Here is a 19,006-nt window from a genome sequence, read left to right as displayed (position 1 = left end):
CTGAGCAAGAAACGGGCGATAATCGCTGTTTCCCTCATTCAAGCGACGCCCTCATGTCCGACCGCGATCTCAACGAACAACCGGCGCAAGCCCCTGCCAGCCCATCCCGCCGGCGCATCTTCCAGGCCGCGGCCGCAGTCGGCCTCGGCGCCAGCCTGCCTGCCGCCGCCGAAGCCGCACCACGCGCCAAGGCGAAACCCGCATCCTCGCTCGACGCCAAACTCAAGGCGCACGTGAAAAACGTGGTCGTGATCTACCTCGAAAACCGCAGCTTCAACAACCTGTTCGCCGGCTTCCCCGGCCTGGCCGCGCCGATGCCTGACAGCGCGCCGCAGCTCGACCGCGACGGTTCGGTGCTGCCGCAATTGCCGAAGATCTGGGGCGGCATGGTGCCGGGACGCCAGAACATCGGCGGCAAGGATTACCTGATCGGCGAAGACAAGATCGCCAAGCTGCCGAACGGTCCCTGGAAGCTGCATGACGGCGAGGGTCAACCGCTGCCGGAAGCCCTGGTCACGCGCGACCTGGTGCACAATTTTTATCACAACCAGATGCAGATCAACGGCGGCAAGAACGACGGCTTCGTCGCCTGGGGCGACTCCGGCGCGCTGGTGATGGGGCACTACGGCGAGACCGATAAGAACCTGGGCCTGTGGCAGATCGCGCGCGAATACACGCTGTGCGACAACTTCTTCATGGGCGCCTTCGGCGGTTCCTACCTGAACCACCAGTTCCTGATCAGCGGCCGCACGCCGGAATTCTTCAACGCCGCCGAGACGCCGGCAAAGAAGAAAATCACGGTGCTGGAAGACGGCCCGCTTGGCAAGCGCCTGGCGGTGGCGCCGGATTCGCCCAAGTCCGCGCTCGAAGGCAAGCCGAAATTCGTCAACGCCAGTGCGATCACGCCCGACGGCTATGCGGTCAACACGATGGCGCCGCCTTACCAGCCGAGCTGGGTACGGCCGGCGCCTGGGGGCGACGCCAACGCCGCCGATCCGCAGGATCCGTCGGTCCTGCCGCCGCAAGGCTACGACACCATCGGCGACCTGCTGTCGCGCGCGAAAGTGAGCTGGGCCTGGTACGGCGGCGCCTGGCAGGCGGCGATCGACGGGCGCGGCGCCGGCCAGCGTCCGAACTTCCAGCACCATCACCAGCCCTTTAATTATTTCCGCCAGTTTGCGCCGGGCACCGCGGCGCGCGCCGCGCACCTGCGCGACGGCGGCCTGGGCGACAGCCCGATCTCGAACCGCTTCATTGCCGACGCCCTGGCCGGCAAGCTGCCGGCCGTGGCCTTCTACAAGCCGCAGGGCAACCTGAATCTGCACGCCGGCTATTCCGACGTCGAATCGGGCGACGCCCACGTGGCCAACGTGATCGCGCACCTGAAAAATTCGCCGCAGTGGAAGGACATGGTGGTCGTCATCACCTTCGACGAGAACGGCGGCTGGTGGGACCACGTGGCGCCGCCCGAGGGCGACCGCTGGGGACCGGGTTCGCGCATTCCGGCGATTGTCGTCTCGCCGCACGCGAAGAAGGGCGCCGTGGACCACAATTTCTACGACACCACCTCGATCCTGCGCTTCATCACGCGCCTGCACGGCTTGCCGAAGCTCGAAGGCCTGGCTATGCGCGATGCCGCCTTTGCCGCCCGCGGCGCACGCGGTCCGGGCGACCTGACGGCAGCCCTCAGCTTTCGCTGATCGCGTTCCTTCCTTGCCAAAGCCGGCCTGCGCGCCGGCTTTTTTCATGTCCGCTCCCTCGACAATATTGCTAAAAGGCTACCGCGCGCTAGCTTGCCAAACCCGGCGATACACTGCCGCTTGGCTCGAAAACGTGCACGGGCGTGCTGCCGTCAAACGCGGCGCAGACGGTGCACGACATGCCGAAGTCATTTGACAGGAGCGGCGCATCGGAGACGTGATGCCGGCTCCAATCCCCAACCCCAGGAGAGCATCATGCAGAAAAATAAAGCGTTGAAAGGACTGCTCGCCGTTTCGGCCGCAGCCGCCATGTTCGCCAGCTTTGGCGTGCAAGCACAATCCGCCACCACCCAGAATCCACAGGGCCAGCCGAACATGACCGGCAAGACCGCGGGTGACGGCACCGTCAACAACACCAACAGCCAGGGCATGGAAAACCGCAGCAGCCAGGTCGGTTCGAGCACCGCCGGCGCTACCTCCAGCTCCACCGCGGCCGGCCACTCGATGCACGGCCAGAGCGGCGCCGGCATGAGCGGCAGCACCGGCAGCACCAGCACCGGCATGGCCGACACCACCTCGGGCCAGTCGGGCACGGCCGGCGCAACCGCGTCGGGCGCAACGAAGATGAACAAGGCCGACAACAAGGCCATCATGGACATGGCGATGGTGAACATGGCCGAGGTCGAAATGGGCAAGCTGGCACAGAGCAAGAGCCAGAACCAGGAAGTGAAAACCTTCGCCCAGCAGATGATCGATGACCACACCAAGGGCCTGGCCGAAGTGCAGGCCGTGGCGCAAGCCAAGGGCATCACCCTGCCGACCGAACTCGACGCCAAGCACAAGGCCATGTCGGCCAAGCTGGCCAAGCTCGAGGGCGAGAAGTTCGACCGCGAGTACATGAAAATGGGCGGCACCGGCGGCCACAAGGAAGCGCTCGCCATGCTGAACAAGAACGAGAAGAACGCCAAGGATGCCGACGTCAAGGGCCTGGCCACCAAGATGAAGCCGACGGTGGAACAGCACCTGAAGGCGGCCCAGCAGATGCCGGCTGCGAAGTCGGGCACGACCTCGGGCAAGTAATCCATCGTTGATGGCGAAGGCACTGCCTCAGGCGGCGCCTTCCGCTTTTGTAGGGTGGGCACTCCGTGCCCACGCGGTACTTCGCATGCGTAATCGAACAATGTGAGATGCCCGGCCTACAGGCGGCTGACGTATACTCCATGGCATGACCACCCACCGCTGCAGCTGGGCCAACCCGGCCAACCCCCGCTACCTCGACTACCACGACCACGAATGGGGCGTGCCCTGCCACGACGAGCGTCGCCTGTTCGAGATGCTCAACCTCGAAGGCGCCCAGGCCGGCCTGTCCTGGGAAACCGTCCTGAACAAGCGCGAGAGCTACCGCGCCGCCTTCGACGGCTGGGACGCGGAAAAGATCGCCCGGTACGACGACGCGAAAGTCGCCGAACTGCTGGCCAACCCCGGCATCGTGCGCAACCGCCTGAAGGTGGCGGCGGCCATCGGCAACGCGCGCGCCTACCTCGCCTTGCGTGCCGAAGGCCAGACCCTCGACAGCTACCTGTGGGCCTATGTCGACGGCAAGCCGCTGGTGGGCGACTGGGCCGACGGCACCCGCCCCAGTAAAACGCCGCTGTCCGACCGCCTCTCGAAAGATCTCAGTAAACGCGGCTTCAAGTTCGTCGGCTCGACCATCGTCTATGCCTACATGCAGGGGATCGGCATGGTCGACGACCACCACCCGGACTGCTTCCGTTACGCAGGGATGAAGTGAACCCGAGTCGTTTCTGGCAGGGGCGCGAGCGCTACACGGTCTTCGACAGCGCCTACGGCGACGGCTCGCGCACGGCCGCCCTGATCGAGGCCTGGCGCCAGGACCCGGACCGTCCCGCGCGCCTGCACATCGTCGCCCTGGCCGAGGGCCTGCTGCCGGGCTTTCACCGCATCCCGCAGCAGGAATCCTGCGTCACCCTCGACCTCCTGAACGCGCCCCTGGACGCGGCGCTGGTCCAGCTGGCGGCGCGTATCGATTTCGCCCGGCTGCACGGCCTGCGCGGTCCGAACACGGGTTTTGCGCGCGCGCTGGCGCGGCTGGCCGCAAGCGACGCCCGTCTCGCTTTCGACTGGCTCGAGCAGGAGCAGGTCGCCGCGCTGATGGCGCAGGGTTTCGTGTTCGAAGGCGGCGGCGCGCGCTTCGCAAGCCGCAAGCCGCGTCCGGTGCTGCCCGAAGTCCCGGCGCGCCATGCGATCGTGATCGGCGCCGGCCTGGCCGGCTGCGCGGCGGCCGAACGCCTCTGTGCGCGCGGCTGGGACGTGACCCTGGTCGAGCGCCACGCCGCGCCGGCCAGCGAAGCCTCGGGCAACCTGGCCGGCATCTTCATGCCGCTGCTGTCGAAAGACGACAACATCCCGACGCGCCTGACGCGCGCCGCCTACCTGTACGCGCTGCGTTATTGGGAGACCCTGGGCGGCATCGGCAAGCGCATCGAAGGCGCGGCCTGCGGCGTGATGCAGCTGGCGCGCGACGCGCAGCACGCGGCCGCCTCGCGCGCGATCGCCGCCGGCAAGCGCTATCCGCGCGCCTTTGCCGAATGGCTGGAAGCGGAGCAGGCGAGTACGGCGCTCGGCCTGCCGGCGCCCGACGGCGCCTGGCTGTTCCGCCAGGGAGGCTGGGCGCGTCCCGGCAGCGTGTGCGAGGCGATGCTCGATGCCTGCGGTGCGCGCCTCACGCGGCGTTTCGGCGTCGGCAGCGTGCGGATCGAGCGCGTGGGCGAGGAATGGGAAGTGCACGGCGACGCAGGCATGATCGCGCGCGCCGCGACCGTGGTGCTGGCCGCCGGCGCCGCGTCGACCCGGATTGCGCAGGCGGCGCGCCTGCCGCTGTCGGCGCTGCGCGGCCAGGTGACGCACCTCGACGCATCCACGCTGCCGCAACTGCCCTATGTGCTGTGCCGCGAAGCCTACCTGACGCCGGCCGCGAATGGCGTCGCCTGCGCCGGCGCCACCTACGACCTGGATGCCGATCCGCGCCTGCGCGCCGCCAGCCAGCAGGAAAACCTGGAACGCCTGCAAGCCCTGGTCTCCGATCCGGACGCAGGGCTGGGTGCGCCGCTGCGTGGCCGGGTGGGTTTCCGCTGCGTGGCGCCGGACCGTTTGCCGCTGGTCGGCGGCCTGCCCGATTTCGACGCGGCCGGTAGCACCGAGCGCCTGCGCGACGTGCCGCGCCATCCCGGTGTTTTCAGCCTGCTCGGTTACGCTTCGCGCGGCCTGATCTGGGCGCCGCTGTGCGCCGAGCTGCTGGCCGCGCGCCTGGAAAACGAGCCGCTGCCGCTGGAAGCGGCGCTGGTCGACGCCCTCGATCCGGCCCGCTTCGTGTTGCGTGCGCGCCGCAGCGTACGCATGCCGGCCACGTTTGCCCCTGATTAAGCGCATTGCCGGGCGTGCAATGTGAAATGAAACGTCCAATCCGCGTATAATTTACGTACGGCAACTTTTTGCGCCACTCAACTGGCGCCGGCGCATGGACGACACCGCACATTCCCAGGACCTGCTCCTGTTCCTGGCCTCGACCGCCCACGACATGAAGAATTCGATCAGCGTGCTCTCCGGGACCCTGGAGCGCCTGCTGCTCGAGAGCGGGCCGCAGAATTCAAACGCCTATCCGCAGATGGCGCAGATGCTGTACCAGACGCGCCGCCTGAACGACAACCTGATGCAGCTGCTGGCCCTGTATAAACGGGTCGGCACGCCCGAGTATCCGTTCGACGTGCAGCCGATCGAAGCGGGCCAGCTGGTCGAGCAGGTGGTGGCGCTCGGGCGCGTGCTGCTGGAGGCGAAAGGCATCGCGCTCGAGGTCGACGCCGATCGCGACCTGATCTGGCACCTGGACGAAGACCTGGTCGTCGGCGTCGTCTCGCACGCCGTCAACAACGCCGCCCACTACACGCGCGACCGCATCCGCCTGGCGCTGCGCGAAGCCGACGGTCTGCTGGAAATCCGCGTCGAAGACAATGGCGCCGGCTATCCGCAAACCTTGCTGGAGGCTGGCGCCGCGAGCCTGCACGGCACTGCCAGCGGCATCGACTTCCGCACCAACAGCGCGGGCCTCGGCCTGTACTTTTCGCGCGAAGTCGCGCGCATGCACCGTCACCGCGGCCGCGAAGGCAGCGTGCGCCTGGAAAACGGCGGCCCCCTCGGCGGCGGCTGCTTCATCCTGAACCTGCCATGAACCTGCCCGTCAAAGCCGCGGCCGAGCCGATCGACTGGGCCGGCAAGAACTACCTGGTGGTCGACGACTTCGTCGGCGTGCGCCAACTGCTGCGCGAGGCTCTGCGCAGCCTGGGCGCGAAGAACATCGACCAGGCGGCCAGCGGCGGTGAAGCGATCGGCCTGCTGGCCAAGACGCGCTACGACGTGGTGCTGTGCGACTTCAACCTCGGCGACGGCAAGAACGGCCAGCAGGTGCTGGAAGAAGCGCGCGTGCGCAACCTGCTGCTGCCGTCGAGCGTGTGGATGATGGTCTCGGCCGAAAAGAGCGTCGAATCGGTAATGGGCGCGGCCGAACACCAGCCCGACGCCTACCTCGTGAAACCGATCACCGAAGGCGTGCTGCTGACGCGCCTGAACCGCGCCTGGCACCGCAAGCAGGTGTTCCGCCCGATCGACCAGGCCTACGCCGAGAAGGACTACCTGCGCGCGGCGCGCCTGTGCGACGAACAGATCGAAACGAACCGGGTGCACGAAATCGAACTGCTGCGCATGAAGGCGCGCCTGATGGAGAAAAGCGGCGAGCCGGAAAAGGCGCGGGAGGCCTACGAGCGCGTGCTGAACCAGCGCGAATACCAGTGGGCGCGCGCGGGCCTGGCCAAGATCCGCCTCGCCAACGGAGAGTTCGAGCAGGCGCGCCAGATGTTCCAGGGCGTGATTGCCGAGAACCGCTACTACATCGACGCCTACGACCAGCTGGCCCTGGTCTGGCAGGGCATGGGCAAGCTGGAAGAGGCCTGTTCCATTCTCGAGCGCGCAGCAAAACTGTCGCCGAATTCGGTGCCGCGCCAGCGCAACCTGGGGCAGGTGTGCCTCAAGTTGGGGAATGTCGCCATGGCCGAAAAGGCCTTCCGCAAGTGCATCGCGGTCGGAGAGTATTCGGTGCGGCGCACGCCCGATGCCTACCTGGGCCTGGCGCGCGTCTGCGGTTTAAAAAACGATCCGAAGGAAGCGCAGGCGCTGCTGCTGGCGGCGCAACGGGAGTTTGGCGACGCCCACCCCGACATCGACCTGCGCGCCAAGATCACCGAAGGCCTGGTCTGGCACGAGAGCGGAGACTACCGGCGCGCGCGCAAGGCCGGCGACGAACTCGAAGCCTTGTTGGGCACGCGCGAAGACCGGCCGGACACGGCCACCTGCCTCGAGATGGCGACCCTGCTGTTCGCGGTCGGCGTCAAGGAAGCGCCGGTCGAGCTGCTCTGCTACGTCATCCGCAACAACCACGACAACGCGGTGCTGCTCGACGAGGTGCAGGCGATCTTCGACAAGGCGCGCCTGAGCGACGAGGGCGGAGAGCTGATCCGCGCCGCGAAGAAGGAAGCGTCCGACCTGATGAACCAGGGCGTGCTGCTCTGGAAGACCGGCAAGCTGAAGGACGCCGTCGCGTGGATGCGCGAAGCGCGCGCCAGGCTGCCGAACAACCAGCGCATCCTGTTCAACGCGGCCCAGGTGCTGATCTCGCACATGCGCGAGAAGGGCTACGACGAAGCCCTGTCGCTGGAGGCGCACGAGGTGCTGGCCCACGTCGACCGGTTGCAGCCGGGGCAGCAGCGCTTTGCGCAGCTGATGGAGCAGCTGGCGGCGCTGGCGCCGAAGGTAGAGCCGGAGACACCATCGGCCGCAGTCGACACCACCGCCTGATCGTTGATCGTCGCGTAGGGTGGGCACTCCGTGCCCACGCGGTACGGCGTATCCATTTGCCGTTGGCGGGGATGCTTCGCTCCGCGGCATCCCCAAAAGCCCACACCTGATCGTGATGTTTGCAAACGTCGGCGGGCGATACATCATGGGCCTGGATTGACGCATACGCACGTACCGCGTGGGCGCGGAGCGCCCACCCTACCGGAATGCGTCCCGCACCTCTGTTACAGGAGGCGTCGGCGTGACAGGCGCCGGTGCCACCTCCATCCCATGCTCACGCAGCAGGAAATCGCATAGCTGCGCCACATCGTGCCGCCCGCCCGCCAGCAGCGAGGCCGCCGCCGCCTTCGCCAGCGCCGCCTTGGTGATGTGGTAGCCCAGCGCCCGATAACTTTCGAACTGCGCCTCGTCGAACCACTGGTCGGCCGTGCTCTGGTGCGGGTACTGCGGGTTCGCCTTGCAGTAATTGAGCACGTCCGCATTTTCCGAGCCGACGATGGCCGGCTTGATGTAGAGGAGGGTGCCGTCGACGCCGTCCGGATCGGCGTGGCTGTAGCGGATCGCGCCCACCGCGCAGCTGGCGCCGCACAGGCCTGTCGCCTTGACGATGTCCATTTTCGAGACGTCGATGTCGATGCTGACGTGCAGGTCGGTGGCGCACTTGCGGATGGCGTTGCCGAGGTCTTCGAAAGCCATGGTCCTGTCGCTGGCGACATCGACCGCGATCACCAGGCGGCAGCGCCGGCGCACCAGTTCATAGATCCCCAGGTTCTCGAAGTGGCCGCCGTCCGACAGGTAGACGTAGTTGGCGTCGGCATTCGTCATGCCGAACAGTTCGGCGATCAGGCTGAACAGACCGATGCCGGGCGAGGAGCGGGTCCAGCTCGACTTGAGCGGGTTCGGGCACCAGCGTCCCAGGCGCACGTTAAACATCGTCATCAGGAAGTTCAGCGGCGGCGACGAGTGGGTGCCCATGTTCGGACTGGCGGCCGCGCCCGACAGGGCCACCGCCATCCCGAGCCGCACGTGGGCATCGTCGTCGCCGGCGTTCGGGCCGGAGGCGTACTCGCGCGTGGGCCGGTAGGTGCCGCGCCGGGCCGCGTGCAGGTCGGGCATCAGGGGCATCTCGAAGCCGCAGAAACGCGGCGTGAAGACGAAGGAGGCGGCCTTCCTCGTCTGCCAGGCCAGCTCTTCGCCGCTGACCAGGTTCAGCGAGGTGTTGACGATGTGGTAGGGGCGCTGGTTCTCCATGTCCGCCAGCTGCGGGTCGTCGTGCGGGTCGAAGCCGGTGAAGGGATGCGGGATGCGGCGCGCGCTGCTGGCGCCGAAGTAGGCGCGCACCAGGCGGTTCCGGTACAGCATGTACAGCGAGAACTTGTTGATGTCGACGCGCCAGCCGAGCAGCAGGGCCGCGCCCAGGAAGCAGCAGAAGGCAATCGCCAGCGTGCTGCCGCTGGTGGCCAGGGTGGCATTGGCGTGGGCCGCGTACACGCAGGGCAGCGAGACCGGCCCCGGACAGGCGATCCGCGGCATGGCGACCACCACCTGCACCAGGCTGGAAAGCAGGGCGAAGATGCCGACCGTGAAAAAGTAGGGCGCCAGGCGCGCCGCGATTTCGCGCTTGGCGCAGTTGCCCTCGCGCGAACCGGTGGCGCTGCCGCTGCCGGCCTTCAGGCCGATCACGGTCATCACCACCCAGCCGATGGCGGTGCCGGCATTCGCGATCGGGTCATAGGTCAGCCAGGCCCAGTGCAGCAGGGGCGCGAAGAAAAAGGCGACGCCGAACATGATCAGCCAGGCCAGCGAGAAGATCGAGGACCAGGCGCCCTGCCGGCTCCACCATTCGCGGCTGGCGTCGCTGTAGAGCGATCCGATCAGGCCGATCATCAGCGTCATCGTCACCGAGAACAGGGTCATCATCAGCGGCATGCCGAAGCTGCCCAGCGCAATGGCATTGTTCAGGACCGGATGCACCGCTGGATCGGGCAGCAGCGCCAGGCCCACCAGCAGTAACAACGTGCCGGCGGCGAGGGCGCCGATTGCGCACACGAAGTGGCTGAGGCCTTCGAGCAGTTCGGCGCGCGAGATGTCGGGGATCGGGCGGTGCAGGCGCAGGCGCTGCTCGAGCGCCAGCGCCCCGCCGGCGGCGACCATCAGCACACACAGGGCCGGGCACAGGCGCCAGGCCAGCAGGCGCCCGACGTCGATGGTCAGCAGGTGCGCCACCGCGCCGGGCGCGAACTCGAGCGCGGCCGAGAGCGACAGGCTCGCCACCAGCATCGCGCCGGCGCCGCACAGCACGTAGCCGGCGGTGCGGTAGGGACTGGTGCGGTCGTGCGCCAGGTACCAGCCGCTGGCCCAGACCACGAAGTAGACCAGGCCCGGCACCAGCAGCCAGCAGGCTCCCCAGCCGTGAAAGCGCGCCGGCAGGCCGTCTTCCCACAGCGCCGGCACCACGCCGCCGTGGCGCCACAGGCCGATGCTGACCAGGAAGCCGGCCAGCAGCAGCGGCAAATTAATGCAGCGCAGGACCGCGCCCTGCTGCAGCGGAAAGCGGCGCAGGCCGCGCGAGCTTTCCGGCTTGCTCGAGATCGACAGGGCGATACAGAACACGGCGAACAGGAACAGGCCCATCCCGCCCAGCCAGATCGCATCCGACCAGCCGGCCCAGGGCGCGCTCGGCCCGATCACCCGGTGCACGGCCCAGACCGCGAAGCGCGGCAGCAGCAGCAGGGCGCACAGCCAGGCCACCAGCATCGCGAGGTTCAGGCAGGTGTTGCGCACATAGGTGCCGATCAGGGTCCAGGTGTCGGCGCTGAAGGTGCCGCTCTTCGGCGACAGGTAGTTACTGTACTGGCGCAGGAACTGGATCTCGACCGGCTCAGTCGCCACCGTCTGGCCGGCCGCGCCGGGCGTCAGCAGGGCCTCGACGGCGGCCACGTCGCCGCGCCGCTCGCGGATGCATTTCGATAGCCAGCCGCCGATGAAGCCGCCGCCCGAGACGGTGGAGAGATAGTCGACGTCGCGCAGCAGGCGCAGTTCGGCCAGGGCCTGCAGGGCGCCGAGATTGAAGGTGGCGCTGCGCACGCCGCCGCCGGACAGCGCCAGGCCGGCCAGGCGCGCATCGTGGGCGCGCACCAGCAGGTCGCAGGTAGCGGTCGGCTGCACGTCTTCCGGGCCGCCGCTGGCGCCCGCACCAGGTTCCGGCCGCAGCAGGCCGAGTTCATTTTGAAACACTTCGCTGAAGACGGTGCCGCTGCAGGCGTTCAGGCGGCGCCAGGTGGCTTCGTCGAGGGGGCCGCCGCCGGGCAGGCCCTGCTGGCGGCGGAAGGCGGCGATCGCACCGGCCAGTTGTTCGACGCGGCGGGCGCCGGGCGGCACCGGACAACCGGCGCGCTCGAGCTTGCGCCGTACATCAGTGACCTGCTCGGGCGTGAGACGGGAAAAATCGATGGTGGACATGCCGGTCTCCAACAGAAGAACGCGGCGGCCGGCTGCCCCGGCCGCACTGTCAAGTTCAGCACGGCAGGGGCGGGTGTGATGCCCGTCAAATCAAGACATGGGCGCGGCGGGAGGACTTTCCTGCCTGCGGATTACGCTTTGTCGGATTTCGTACGGGAAGGTTTCTGGGAGGAAGTGCCGGGCGTGCCGCCGGTGTCGCCGCCGGTCGTTGCACGGTCGGCAGGAGGCGGTACGTCGGCCGCCGGAGCGTCTGCTGCTGCGCTCTTGTCGCCGGCGTTGCTTGCGCCGCCGTCGGCAGGCATCGCACTCGCCACCGCTTGGCGGAACTGGTCTTGCAGCAAGTTCCACCACGCCATGGCTGCTGGCATCATGGCGTCCGGTGCGGCGCCGTCGGCCGGCGGCGTCCCCGCCTGCTGGACGCCGGCCGCGTTGAAGAAAGCGGCGAATGGCGGCAGCGAGGCGGTCTGCTCACCTTTCTGGCCCATGGCTTGCGCCATGTTGTCGCTCATCGTTTTCAGGGTGGCAAGGGTGCCGCGCTGCACTTCGAAAGCCTGGATCGAGGTGCGCAGCATCGACAGGTTCAGGTTGAGCCAGTTTTCGACGGCCTTCAGGTCGGTGATGCGCTTGTCGAGTTCTTCGACGGAGAGGGCGGGGGTGCCGAGGCTGCCGGCGCCGGAGCCGGGCATGGTGACGCCGGGCACGCCCATGCTGCCCCAGAGATTCTTCACGAACTCGAGCGTATCGGTCATGCCGGGAACGTTCTGCGAAGGTGGTTTCAGCATTGTAGTCTCCATGGATTATTGGGCTAGCGTAGCAGATAAATAACATGTGCACCAAGCTGGATGAGTACTGCTGAGCAGCAGGCGGGCACGTGGGCAGGTACACTAGGCGTTATGGGTATTGTCGATGCCATTTCGCGACAGCGCCGCCCTGTGCTGGTTGGCGCGCTGATCGTCCTGCTGCATATCGCACTGTTGTCCTTCATTTCGGGAACGGTGTCGCTGCCGCGCATGCCTGTTGCGCAGGACACGGCTTTCATACAGACGAAGCTGCTGCAGGCACCGCCGCCGCCTCCGCCTCCGCCGGTGGAACCTTTGCCCCCGCCCAAGCCGGTTCCGCCTCCTCCACTGCCGCAGCTGGCCCAGGACAGCGCGCCGGTGCTGAACGAGGAGGCCGTCGGCCCTCCGGTCGAGCCGGGAAGCGGCGGCGCAGGCGAGGGCGCCCCCGAGCAGGCGCCAATGGCCGCGGCCGAACCTGTGCCGGCACCGGTTCCCGCGGAAGTGCCGCCCCCGCCGCCCGAGCCACGCCGTTATAAAGTCGACGTGCCGCCGCCGGCCAGGATCACGATGGACGTCGCCCGCGTCGACGCCGACGGCACGCGCTGGAGCGGCGAAGCGCAATTGACCTGGCTTTTCAAGGACGACAGCTACCGGATCGAGTTCGAAGCCGGCATCCGCATCGTGTTTACGCGCGTGAACCTGGCCGTGCTGACCAGCGAGGGCGCGCTCGCGGCGACCGGCTTCGCGCCCGTGAAAATGACGGAAAAGCGGCGCGGCCGGGCGCTCACCGCGACGCACTTCGATTGGGCGCACGACAAGATCAGCTTCTCGTCCTCGCAAAAGACCGTGCCCCTGACGGCCGGCGCCCAGGACAAGGCCAGCGTGCCGCTGCAGCTGGCGGCAATCGCGCGCGGCGACCCCAATCAACTTTCTGGCGACATCGACATCCAGGTCGGCGAAGACCGCGATGCCGTCGTGTTCCGCTTCGTCGTGGTCGGGCAGGAAGAGATCGACACCAAGCTCGGCAAGCTGCAGACAGTCCATCTGTCGCGTCCGCCGAAAGAGGGCTCCTACCGCTCGCGCCTGGACATCTGGCTGGCCCCAGACCGGGGCTGGTATCCGGTGCAGATTCGCAATTCGGAAGCCAACGGTGCAGTGACCACGCAAACCGTGAATAATATAGGCCTTACCGATACAGGAAAATGATAATGCGAAGCAATCTTCTGAAAGGTGGAGCAGCGGCTGTCCTGCTGAGCCTGGGTCTGCAGGTGCAGGCTGCGGCCCCTGTGAAACGCGCGGTCGAGCTGCCGCCGGCGGCCGATTTGTCCTATGAACTGAACGCCCAGCAGCGCGGTTTCGGCCTGAAAGGCGAAGCACTGATCGCCTGGCGCAATAGCGGCAATAGCGACGGCAAGTACGAAGTCAACGTGGAAGCGCGCGTGCCTCTCATCGGCAAACTCACGGAATACCGCAGCCGCGGCACCGTCGACAGCTATGGCCTGGCGCCGGACGAATTCTACGAAAAGCGCTACCGCAAGGACGCCACCACGACCACTTTCGAGCGCGATAACAAAACGATCACGTTCACGGATGCCAAGGAGCCCTACGTCCTGAAAGGCGGCGAGCAGGACCGCGCCTCGGTCACCTGGCAATTGGCCTCGGTGGCGCGCGCAGCGGGCGAAAGCAAATTCAAGCCGGGCAGCGAATGGAGCTTCGTCGTCGCCGGCCGCCGCGACGCCGAGCCCTGGACCTTCAAGGTGGTGAAACGCGAAAAGATCCAGACCGGCATGGGCGAGCTCGACACCTTATTGGTGACGCGCGAGCCGCGTGCGGACGGCAAGAGCGAATCCGTCGACATCTGGCTGGCCCCCGGCCAGGAATGGTATCCGGTCAAACTGCGCTTCCACGACGGCGAGCGCGAGACGATCGAGCAGACGGTTACCAAAATCACGAGAAAATAATCGAAAAGCAACATTTGCATTCCGAGCCCGCTCGGGTTCGGAATTGCAAGCTCACTGCGCCAACTGTGTCATTCCTGCCAACGGGCAACATCATCCCTCCTGATTGCCAGTCCTGAACTGTTATACTGGCGCCCCCGCGGACATCCCGGCCGGCAACACGCCGCCCGCGCCTCCGCGCTCGCAAAACTGGTATCCCACATGATCGACATACAGGCAGGCGCGGCCCTCGCCGCCGAATCCCATGGCGTAGTCCCCGACGAGCTCGACCCGCTCGCCGCGCATTTCCAGAATGGCATCGCGCCGGACGAAATCGAGCAGGTGTTCCATTTAAAACGCGCGCAGCCCATGCTGTCCGCCTTCACGGCCCTGTTCCACGGCACCCAGGACGGCGTGCTGGTGCGCCTGCTGGTGCTGCGCGAACTGGCGGCCGATACCGGCAGCTCGGCCTTTTCGCGCGCCGACATCAACCAGAAGCTGGCCTACCTGATCCCGGAAAGCCTGGAAACGGTGCTGAACCGCCTGCGCTCGCACGGCCTGCTGGCCTGGGACGCGCCGAGCGCCGTCTACCGCATCACGCCGCTGGCGCGCAACGTGTTGTCCGCGCTGGACACCCTGATCGCGCTGGCCAAGCCCGAGGAAGACGATGCCGAGATGGGCTTCCTGCTGTCGCAAGTGGCCGGCGCCCAGGCCGTCGGCGGCGTCACGGTCGAACAATTGAAACACCTGCTGGGCCGCCTGGTCGAGCTGACCGAGGAATTCCGCGACGCGATCGCCTCCGGTTCCGAGTTCAAGCTGCGCAACTCGCAGGCAAAGTGGCACATGGCGTGTGATTGGGTCGAGAAGGGTTCCGTGATCCTGCGCGCGATCACCTCCGACGAACGCGCCGATTCCGCCACCCATAAAGCGGCGCAGGCGATCGGCCGCGCGCAGAGCGCCCTGCTCAACATGCAGGGCATGTTCTCGCGCGCCCTGAACCAGATCGAGCGCCAGCGCGTGCACCTGGGCCAGTCGGGCCTGTCGACCACCGACGTGAAGCGCTGGCTGCTGGCCCACGAAGACCTGGCCAGCCTGGCGGCCGATGCGATCGACCGCCCGGTGGTGCCGCTGTTCGGCACGCCAGCCGAGATGATCGACGTGGCCGAAACCGAATTGCTCCTCGAGCGCGTCACGACCGCCGGTCCGAAAGGCCTGCCGAGCGGAGAAGATGCGCCCCTCACCATCAACGACAACCCGGCCATGCAGGCCGAACTCGACGACTGGATCAACAAGCTGGCCGACTTCGCCAACCTGGGCAACTTCCCCGAATTTTCGGAGACGGGGCCGAAGAAGGTGCAGCTGCACGAGTCGCTGCTGCCGGCCGGCTTTGCGGTCGCCTCCTACCGCGCCTCGCTGCTGCCGCTGCTGGGCGACGCCGCCGAAGCCAGCCTGCAGGGCGCGACCGCCGAACTGGCGCGCCTGCCGATCCGTTTCGAGCCGACCGACGAAATGGTCCAGCTGGACGATCCGGAAGTCGCGGCCATGTCGTTTGCAACCCTCTCACTGAATCTGGAGTTAGGCCCGGACCATGAATGACGATTCCCAAATCCTGATCGCGCGCCTGCTGACGCACCAGACCCTGCGCCGCGACGACAAGATGGTCAAGCGCGCGCTGTCGGACGACCAGTTCCGCGCCGAAGTCGACAAGCGCCTGCTCGAATGCGGCCTGAAACTGCTCGACAACGTCTACGCCGACCACGTGACGCTCGCCCTGCACCGCAACGTCGAGCCGAAGATCTTCGGCGCCAAGGACATCTGGCAGAACAATAACTTCGGCCTCACCCGCGACGGCGTGGCTTTGCTGGTCGTGCTGTGGGCGCAGATCATCCTGCCGAAGCGCGAGCGCCAGGAAACCCACGTCACCGTAGACGACGACCAGAACGACCTGTTCGACAAGGACAACCCGATCCCGCGCGCGGAAGACACCTCGATCGGCATCTCCTACACGGCGCTGCTGTCGGACTTCGGCGACAAGCTGGGCAAGAAGACGCGCATGGACATGAACCTGGGCCAGCTCTCCAAGCTCGGCTTCATCGAACGCCGCGGCGACGTGATCCTGGAAGGCCCGCTGCTGGACCTGATGATGGACACCGACGTCCTGAAGGAGCGCATCATCAACGGCGCCCTGTCCGACGTGTTCAAGCGCGCGCCCCTGGCCGCGGTGCCGCGCAAGAGCGATGCCGCCAACGATGCCGAGGCCGTCGAGCCTCTAGATACTCCGAACTGAGACACTATGTTCCACATCAAATCACTCGAGCTGGTCCACTGGGATTACTGGCAGCGCATCAAGAACATCCCGCTCGACGCCAAGATCATCACCATCGCCGGCCAGAACGGCTCCGGCAAGACGACCCTGCTCGACGCGCTGCGCACCCTGTTCGGCCTCGACTGCTCGATGGGCCGCACCTATAAACACTATGCGCGCCACTCGGGCCAGCAGAGCGCCTGGATCCGCGCCGTGGTCGACAACAAGGCGGTCGGGCGCCAGCTCTCGAACCGCCCGTTCCGCCATTCCGGCTTCTTCGCCGACGACGAAGTCACGCTGTTCTGCCAGGTGCAGAAGAACGGCGGCGACTGGAAGCGCCAGTACCTGATGCGTCCGGGGAACGTCGACATCGAGGAAGTGACGGAAGCGACCGACTGGCTCGGCGTCGAGAACTACAGAAAACGACTCGCGTCAGCAGGATTGTCGCCGGCGATGTCGAAGGTGCTGGCGCTGGAGCAGGGCGAGACCGACAAATTGTGCGAATACGCGCCGCGCCAGCTGCTCGACCTGGTGTTCCAGGTCTTCGGCGATAAAGAGGTGCTGGACGCCTACGACGAAGCCAAGCGCCACCAGCGCGACACCGAGACGGAACTGAAGCGCTTCGAGGCCGAACTGGAAACCTCGCGCATCAACCTCGAGGGCCTGCGCCTGCGCGTGGCCAACTATCACCAGTGGGAAGACCTGCACAAGGAACGGCGCGACCTCAAGGAGGAAGTGCTGCCGAGCCTGGAGTACCACGAGGCGCGCGAAAAGGCGGCCAACATCAGCCGCGCCCTGCACGAGCAGCGTAAGCCGCTGGCGCAGGTCGACAGCGTGCTCACCGAGAAGCGCCAGGCGCTAGCCGCGCAGCAGCGCGCGCTGACCGAAGCCCAGCAGCAGGAAACCCTGCTCGAGCAGGAAGGCACGGCACTGGCGAGCCGCCTTACGCAGATCAACAGCAGGATAAAACCGCTGGAGAACCTGATCGAGCAGAAGGAACGCCTGCAGAAGCTGGCGGCGGAAGCCGGCGCCGACATGGCGGAAGTGGCGACCCAGCTGGAAGAAAAGGAAGCGGAGCTGGCGCGCCAGCGGGCCGCGCGCGAAGCGCTGGGCGCGAAGATCGCCGCGGAGATGGCGACCATCTCGGCGCTGCAGGGCAAGAGCGCGATGCCGGAACCGGAAGCGCAGCGCCTGATGCGCCGCGCGCTGCGCGACGAGGGCATCCCGCACGCCATGCTGTCGGACATCGTCGAAGTGACGGATCCGAAGTGGCAGGGGGCTGTCGAGGGTGTGCTGGGTGGCTACGCCTCGGTCGTGCTGCTCGAGCGCGCAAAGGATGCCCCGGCGGCGTACCGCCTGGCTGAAAAAGAGCGCTATCGCCACTTCATCGTCCCGGACTGCATCGAAGCGCCGAAGATGAAGGACGACAGCCTGCTGTCGGTGGTGAACTTCTCGGCCCCGGCGCCGGGCTGGCTGATCGATCAGCTGGCGCGCATCGACCGCGTCGATTCCGTCGATGCCGGTTTCAAGTCGGGCGTTGAGGAGTGGATCACGCCGGACGCCTACCACCGCGAACGCCGCGGCGGACGCTCGCTGTTCGTCGAGCCGTCGCGCTACCGCTTCGGCGCCGCCGGTAAAACCCAGCGCCTGGAGGCGATCCAGAAGTCCTTGCCGGCACTGGAAGCGAAGGAAGATGCGCTCACCCTCACCATCAGCAAGCTGGCGGCGGAAGTGGGCGGCCTGAAGGCGCGCATCGCCGGCGTCGACGCAGCGAAAGAGCTGGCGGCACGCCAGGCCGAGTTCGAGGAAGCGGCGCGTAGCATGACGCCACTGCGCGCGGAACGGTTGGAAGTGGGCGCGCGCCTGGGAGAATTGCAGACGCTGACCAAGAACGCGACGGTCGCGCGCACCCGCGCCGACACCGTCTGGCAGAACGCGCGCATGGCGCTGTCGGAAGCGGAGGCGGGCCTGCGCCTGAACAGCCGCCGCCAGATCGAGCAGCGCAGCGAGCACGCGAAGGCGCTGCTGGAACTGCGCCGCGGTTGGAAGAACATCCCGGCCGCCTGGAAGCGGGCGGCGCGCCGTGCGGCGCTGGTGTCCCAGCACCAGAATGCGCACCAGGTCAACCTGCGCATCTCCTCGCTCGAGCACGCGCTGGCGCGCGACGACTGGGAACTCGACGCCACCGTGATCGACCAGTACGCGCGCCTGAACGACCAGCTCTCGGGCCGCCAGGTCGAGACCGAAGAGCGCCGCTACCAGAACAACCGCGCGATCGAAGCGACCGGCAATGCCCGCGGTGCCTACATCGAGCGCCTGCGCTACACGATCAAGACCTATTCGAAGAACATCAAGGAACTGGGAGAATTGGCCGGCATCGACGTGCAAGCCGACCCGGTGCGCCTCGAGAACGACGACGTGCAACTGGCGCAAGCCGGCCTGCACGTGCGTTTTAAATTCGACGGCAAGGACCAGATCGGCATGAACGACGGCGAAGCCTCAGGCGGCCAGCAGGTGATGAAGTCGCTGGTGCTCTTGATCGGCCTGTTGAAATCGGAAGAGGGTTCCGGCGGCTTCGTGTTCATCGACGAACCCTTCGCGCACCTGGACATCCGCAACATCCAGCTGGTTGGCGAGTTCCTCAAGAACACCGACGCCCAGTACCTGATGACGACGCCGCTGACCCACAACACCGACGTCTACGACCCTTCGGAACTGACGCTCATCACGAGCAAGAAGAAGAAGGACACGCAGTGGGCGCAGCCGATCTTCGTGCTGCAGCGTAGAAAGGAAGAGGCGCAAGCCGCGTAAGTTGAAAGGGACCCGACGGGTCCCTTTTTCATGGGGCCGCCAGCACCATTATTAGAAAAGCTGATTGCCCCAATCAAGGTCGGCAAG

Annotated in this window: 13 protein-coding genes; 11 read left to right on the top strand and 2 right to left on the bottom strand. The window is 66.8% G+C overall.

Annotated elements, in window-relative coordinates; translation table 11 throughout:
• Nucleotides 1-53 precede the first annotated feature (53 nt).
• From acpA to ACFPQ5_RS24055, 6 genes are all read left to right on the top strand, one after another.
• Nucleotides 54-1,700: an acid phosphatase gene (acpA, locus tag ACFPQ5_RS24080; protein ID WP_379761573.1), complete on the top strand. Its 1,647-nt coding sequence runs from the start codon at nucleotides 54-56 to the stop codon at nucleotides 1,698-1,700.
• Between the two features lie 255 nt (nucleotides 1,701-1,955).
• The gene (locus tag ACFPQ5_RS24075) at nucleotides 1,956-2,780 is read left to right on the top strand and encodes a DUF4142 domain-containing protein (RefSeq protein ID WP_379761572.1); all 825 of its coding nucleotides are present in this window, start codon (nucleotides 1,956-1,958) and stop codon (nucleotides 2,778-2,780) included.
• Nucleotides 2,781-2,925: 145 nt separating this feature from the next.
• Entirely contained in the window at nucleotides 2,926-3,492 is a 567-nt protein-coding gene (locus ACFPQ5_RS24070; RefSeq protein WP_379761571.1) for a DNA-3-methyladenine glycosylase I, read from the top strand.
• Nucleotides 3,489-5,144: an FAD-dependent 5-carboxymethylaminomethyl-2-thiouridine(34) oxidoreductase MnmC1 gene (mnmC1, locus tag ACFPQ5_RS24065; protein ID WP_379761570.1), complete on the top strand. Its 1,656-nt coding sequence runs from the start codon at nucleotides 3,489-3,491 to the stop codon at nucleotides 5,142-5,144. The genes ACFPQ5_RS24070 and mnmC1 overlap by 4 nt, the downstream gene beginning before the upstream one ends.
• A gap of 94 nt (nucleotides 5,145-5,238) precedes the next feature.
• Nucleotides 5,239-5,946 (top strand): sensor histidine kinase, encoded by a 708-nt coding sequence (locus ACFPQ5_RS24060; protein WP_379761569.1) that lies wholly within the window; start codon nucleotides 5,239-5,241, stop codon nucleotides 5,944-5,946.
• Nucleotides 5,943-7,625, top strand: coding sequence for a tetratricopeptide repeat protein (locus ACFPQ5_RS24055; protein ID WP_379761568.1), 1,683 nt, complete (start codon nucleotides 5,943-5,945; stop codon nucleotides 7,623-7,625). Before ACFPQ5_RS24060 ends, ACFPQ5_RS24055 begins: the two co-directional genes overlap by 4 nt.
• Before the next feature lie 198 nt (nucleotides 7,626-7,823).
• Here the strand turns inward: ACFPQ5_RS24055 and ACFPQ5_RS24050 are convergent, their stop codons facing one another.
• Both ACFPQ5_RS24050 and ACFPQ5_RS24045 read right to left on the bottom strand, forming a co-directional pair.
• On the bottom strand, nucleotides 7,824-11,087 hold the full coding sequence (locus ACFPQ5_RS24050) for a patatin-like phospholipase family protein (protein ID WP_379761567.1): 3,264 nt from the start codon (nucleotides 11,085-11,087) through the stop codon (nucleotides 7,824-7,826).
• A 131-nt stretch (nucleotides 11,088-11,218) separates the two neighbouring features.
• A complete protein-coding gene (locus ACFPQ5_RS24045; protein ID WP_379761566.1) occupies nucleotides 11,219-11,869 on the bottom strand; it encodes a PhaM family polyhydroxyalkanoate granule multifunctional regulatory protein in 651 nt (216 codons plus the stop codon).
• A gap of 111 nt (nucleotides 11,870-11,980) precedes the next feature.
• Here ACFPQ5_RS24045 and ACFPQ5_RS24040 point away from each other — a divergent pair, with 111 nt between their 5' ends.
• The 5 genes from ACFPQ5_RS24040 to ACFPQ5_RS24020 all read left to right on the top strand — a co-directional run bounded on the left by ACFPQ5_RS24040 (nucleotide 11,981) and on the right by ACFPQ5_RS24020 (nucleotide 18,919).
• Entirely contained in the window at nucleotides 11,981-13,072 is a 1,092-nt protein-coding gene (locus tag ACFPQ5_RS24040; protein WP_379761565.1) for a DUF3108 domain-containing protein, read from the top strand.
• A 2-nt stretch (nucleotides 13,073-13,074) separates the two neighbouring features.
• Complete coding sequence (locus tag ACFPQ5_RS24035; RefSeq protein WP_379761564.1) at nucleotides 13,075-13,827, top strand: DUF3108 domain-containing protein; 753 nt, start codon at nucleotides 13,075-13,077, stop codon at nucleotides 13,825-13,827.
• Nucleotides 13,828-14,025: 198 nt separating this feature from the next.
• Nucleotides 14,026-15,399 (top strand): hypothetical protein, encoded by a 1,374-nt coding sequence (locus ACFPQ5_RS24030; protein WP_379761563.1) that lies wholly within the window; start codon nucleotides 14,026-14,028, stop codon nucleotides 15,397-15,399.
• Nucleotides 15,392-16,090, top strand: coding sequence for a hypothetical protein (locus ACFPQ5_RS24025; RefSeq protein ID WP_379761562.1), 699 nt, complete (start codon nucleotides 15,392-15,394; stop codon nucleotides 16,088-16,090). Before ACFPQ5_RS24030 ends, ACFPQ5_RS24025 begins: the two co-directional genes overlap by 8 nt.
• A gap of 6 nt (nucleotides 16,091-16,096) precedes the next feature.
• Nucleotides 16,097-18,919, top strand: coding sequence for an ATP-binding protein (locus ACFPQ5_RS24020; RefSeq protein ID WP_379761561.1), 2,823 nt, complete (start codon nucleotides 16,097-16,099; stop codon nucleotides 18,917-18,919).
• Nucleotides 18,920-19,006: the final 87 nt, after the last annotated feature.

It is taken from the genome of Massilia suwonensis (assembly GCF_042655665.1).
Lineage (GTDB): Bacteria > Pseudomonadota > Gammaproteobacteria > Burkholderiales > Burkholderiaceae_D > Telluria > Telluria suwonensis.
The sequence above is the reverse complement of the archived record's forward strand: the minus strand, read 5'-3'. Positions and strand labels throughout refer to the sequence as shown.

Coding starts and splice junctions, on each gene's coding strand:
- ACFPQ5_RS24020 (WP_379761561.1), top strand. CDS start 16,097: ATGTTCCACATCAAATCACTCGAGCTGGTCCACTGGGATTACTGGCAG.
- ACFPQ5_RS24035 (WP_379761564.1), top strand. CDS start 13,075: ATGCGAAGCAATCTTCTGAAAGGTGGAGCAGCGGCTGTCCTGCTGAGC.
- acpA (WP_379761573.1), top strand. CDS start 54: ATGTCCGACCGCGATCTCAACGAACAACCGGCGCAAGCCCCTGCCAGC.
- ACFPQ5_RS24060 (WP_379761569.1), top strand. CDS start 5,239: ATGGACGACACCGCACATTCCCAGGACCTGCTCCTGTTCCTGGCCTCG.
- ACFPQ5_RS24045 (WP_379761566.1), bottom strand. CDS start 11,869: ATGCTGAAACCACCTTCGCAGAACGTTCCCGGCATGACCGATACGCTC.
- ACFPQ5_RS24070 (WP_379761571.1), top strand. CDS start 2,926: ATGACCACCCACCGCTGCAGCTGGGCCAACCCGGCCAACCCCCGCTAC.
- ACFPQ5_RS24030 (WP_379761563.1), top strand. CDS start 14,026: ATGATCGACATACAGGCAGGCGCGGCCCTCGCCGCCGAATCCCATGGC.
- ACFPQ5_RS24055 (WP_379761568.1), top strand. CDS start 5,943: ATGAACCTGCCCGTCAAAGCCGCGGCCGAGCCGATCGACTGGGCCGGC.
- ACFPQ5_RS24050 (WP_379761567.1), bottom strand. CDS start 11,087: ATGTCCACCATCGATTTTTCCCGTCTCACGCCCGAGCAGGTCACTGAT.
- ACFPQ5_RS24040 (WP_379761565.1), top strand. CDS start 11,981: ATGGGTATTGTCGATGCCATTTCGCGACAGCGCCGCCCTGTGCTGGTT.
- ACFPQ5_RS24025 (WP_379761562.1), top strand. CDS start 15,392: ATGAATGACGATTCCCAAATCCTGATCGCGCGCCTGCTGACGCACCAG.
- ACFPQ5_RS24075 (WP_379761572.1), top strand. CDS start 1,956: ATGCAGAAAAATAAAGCGTTGAAAGGACTGCTCGCCGTTTCGGCCGCA.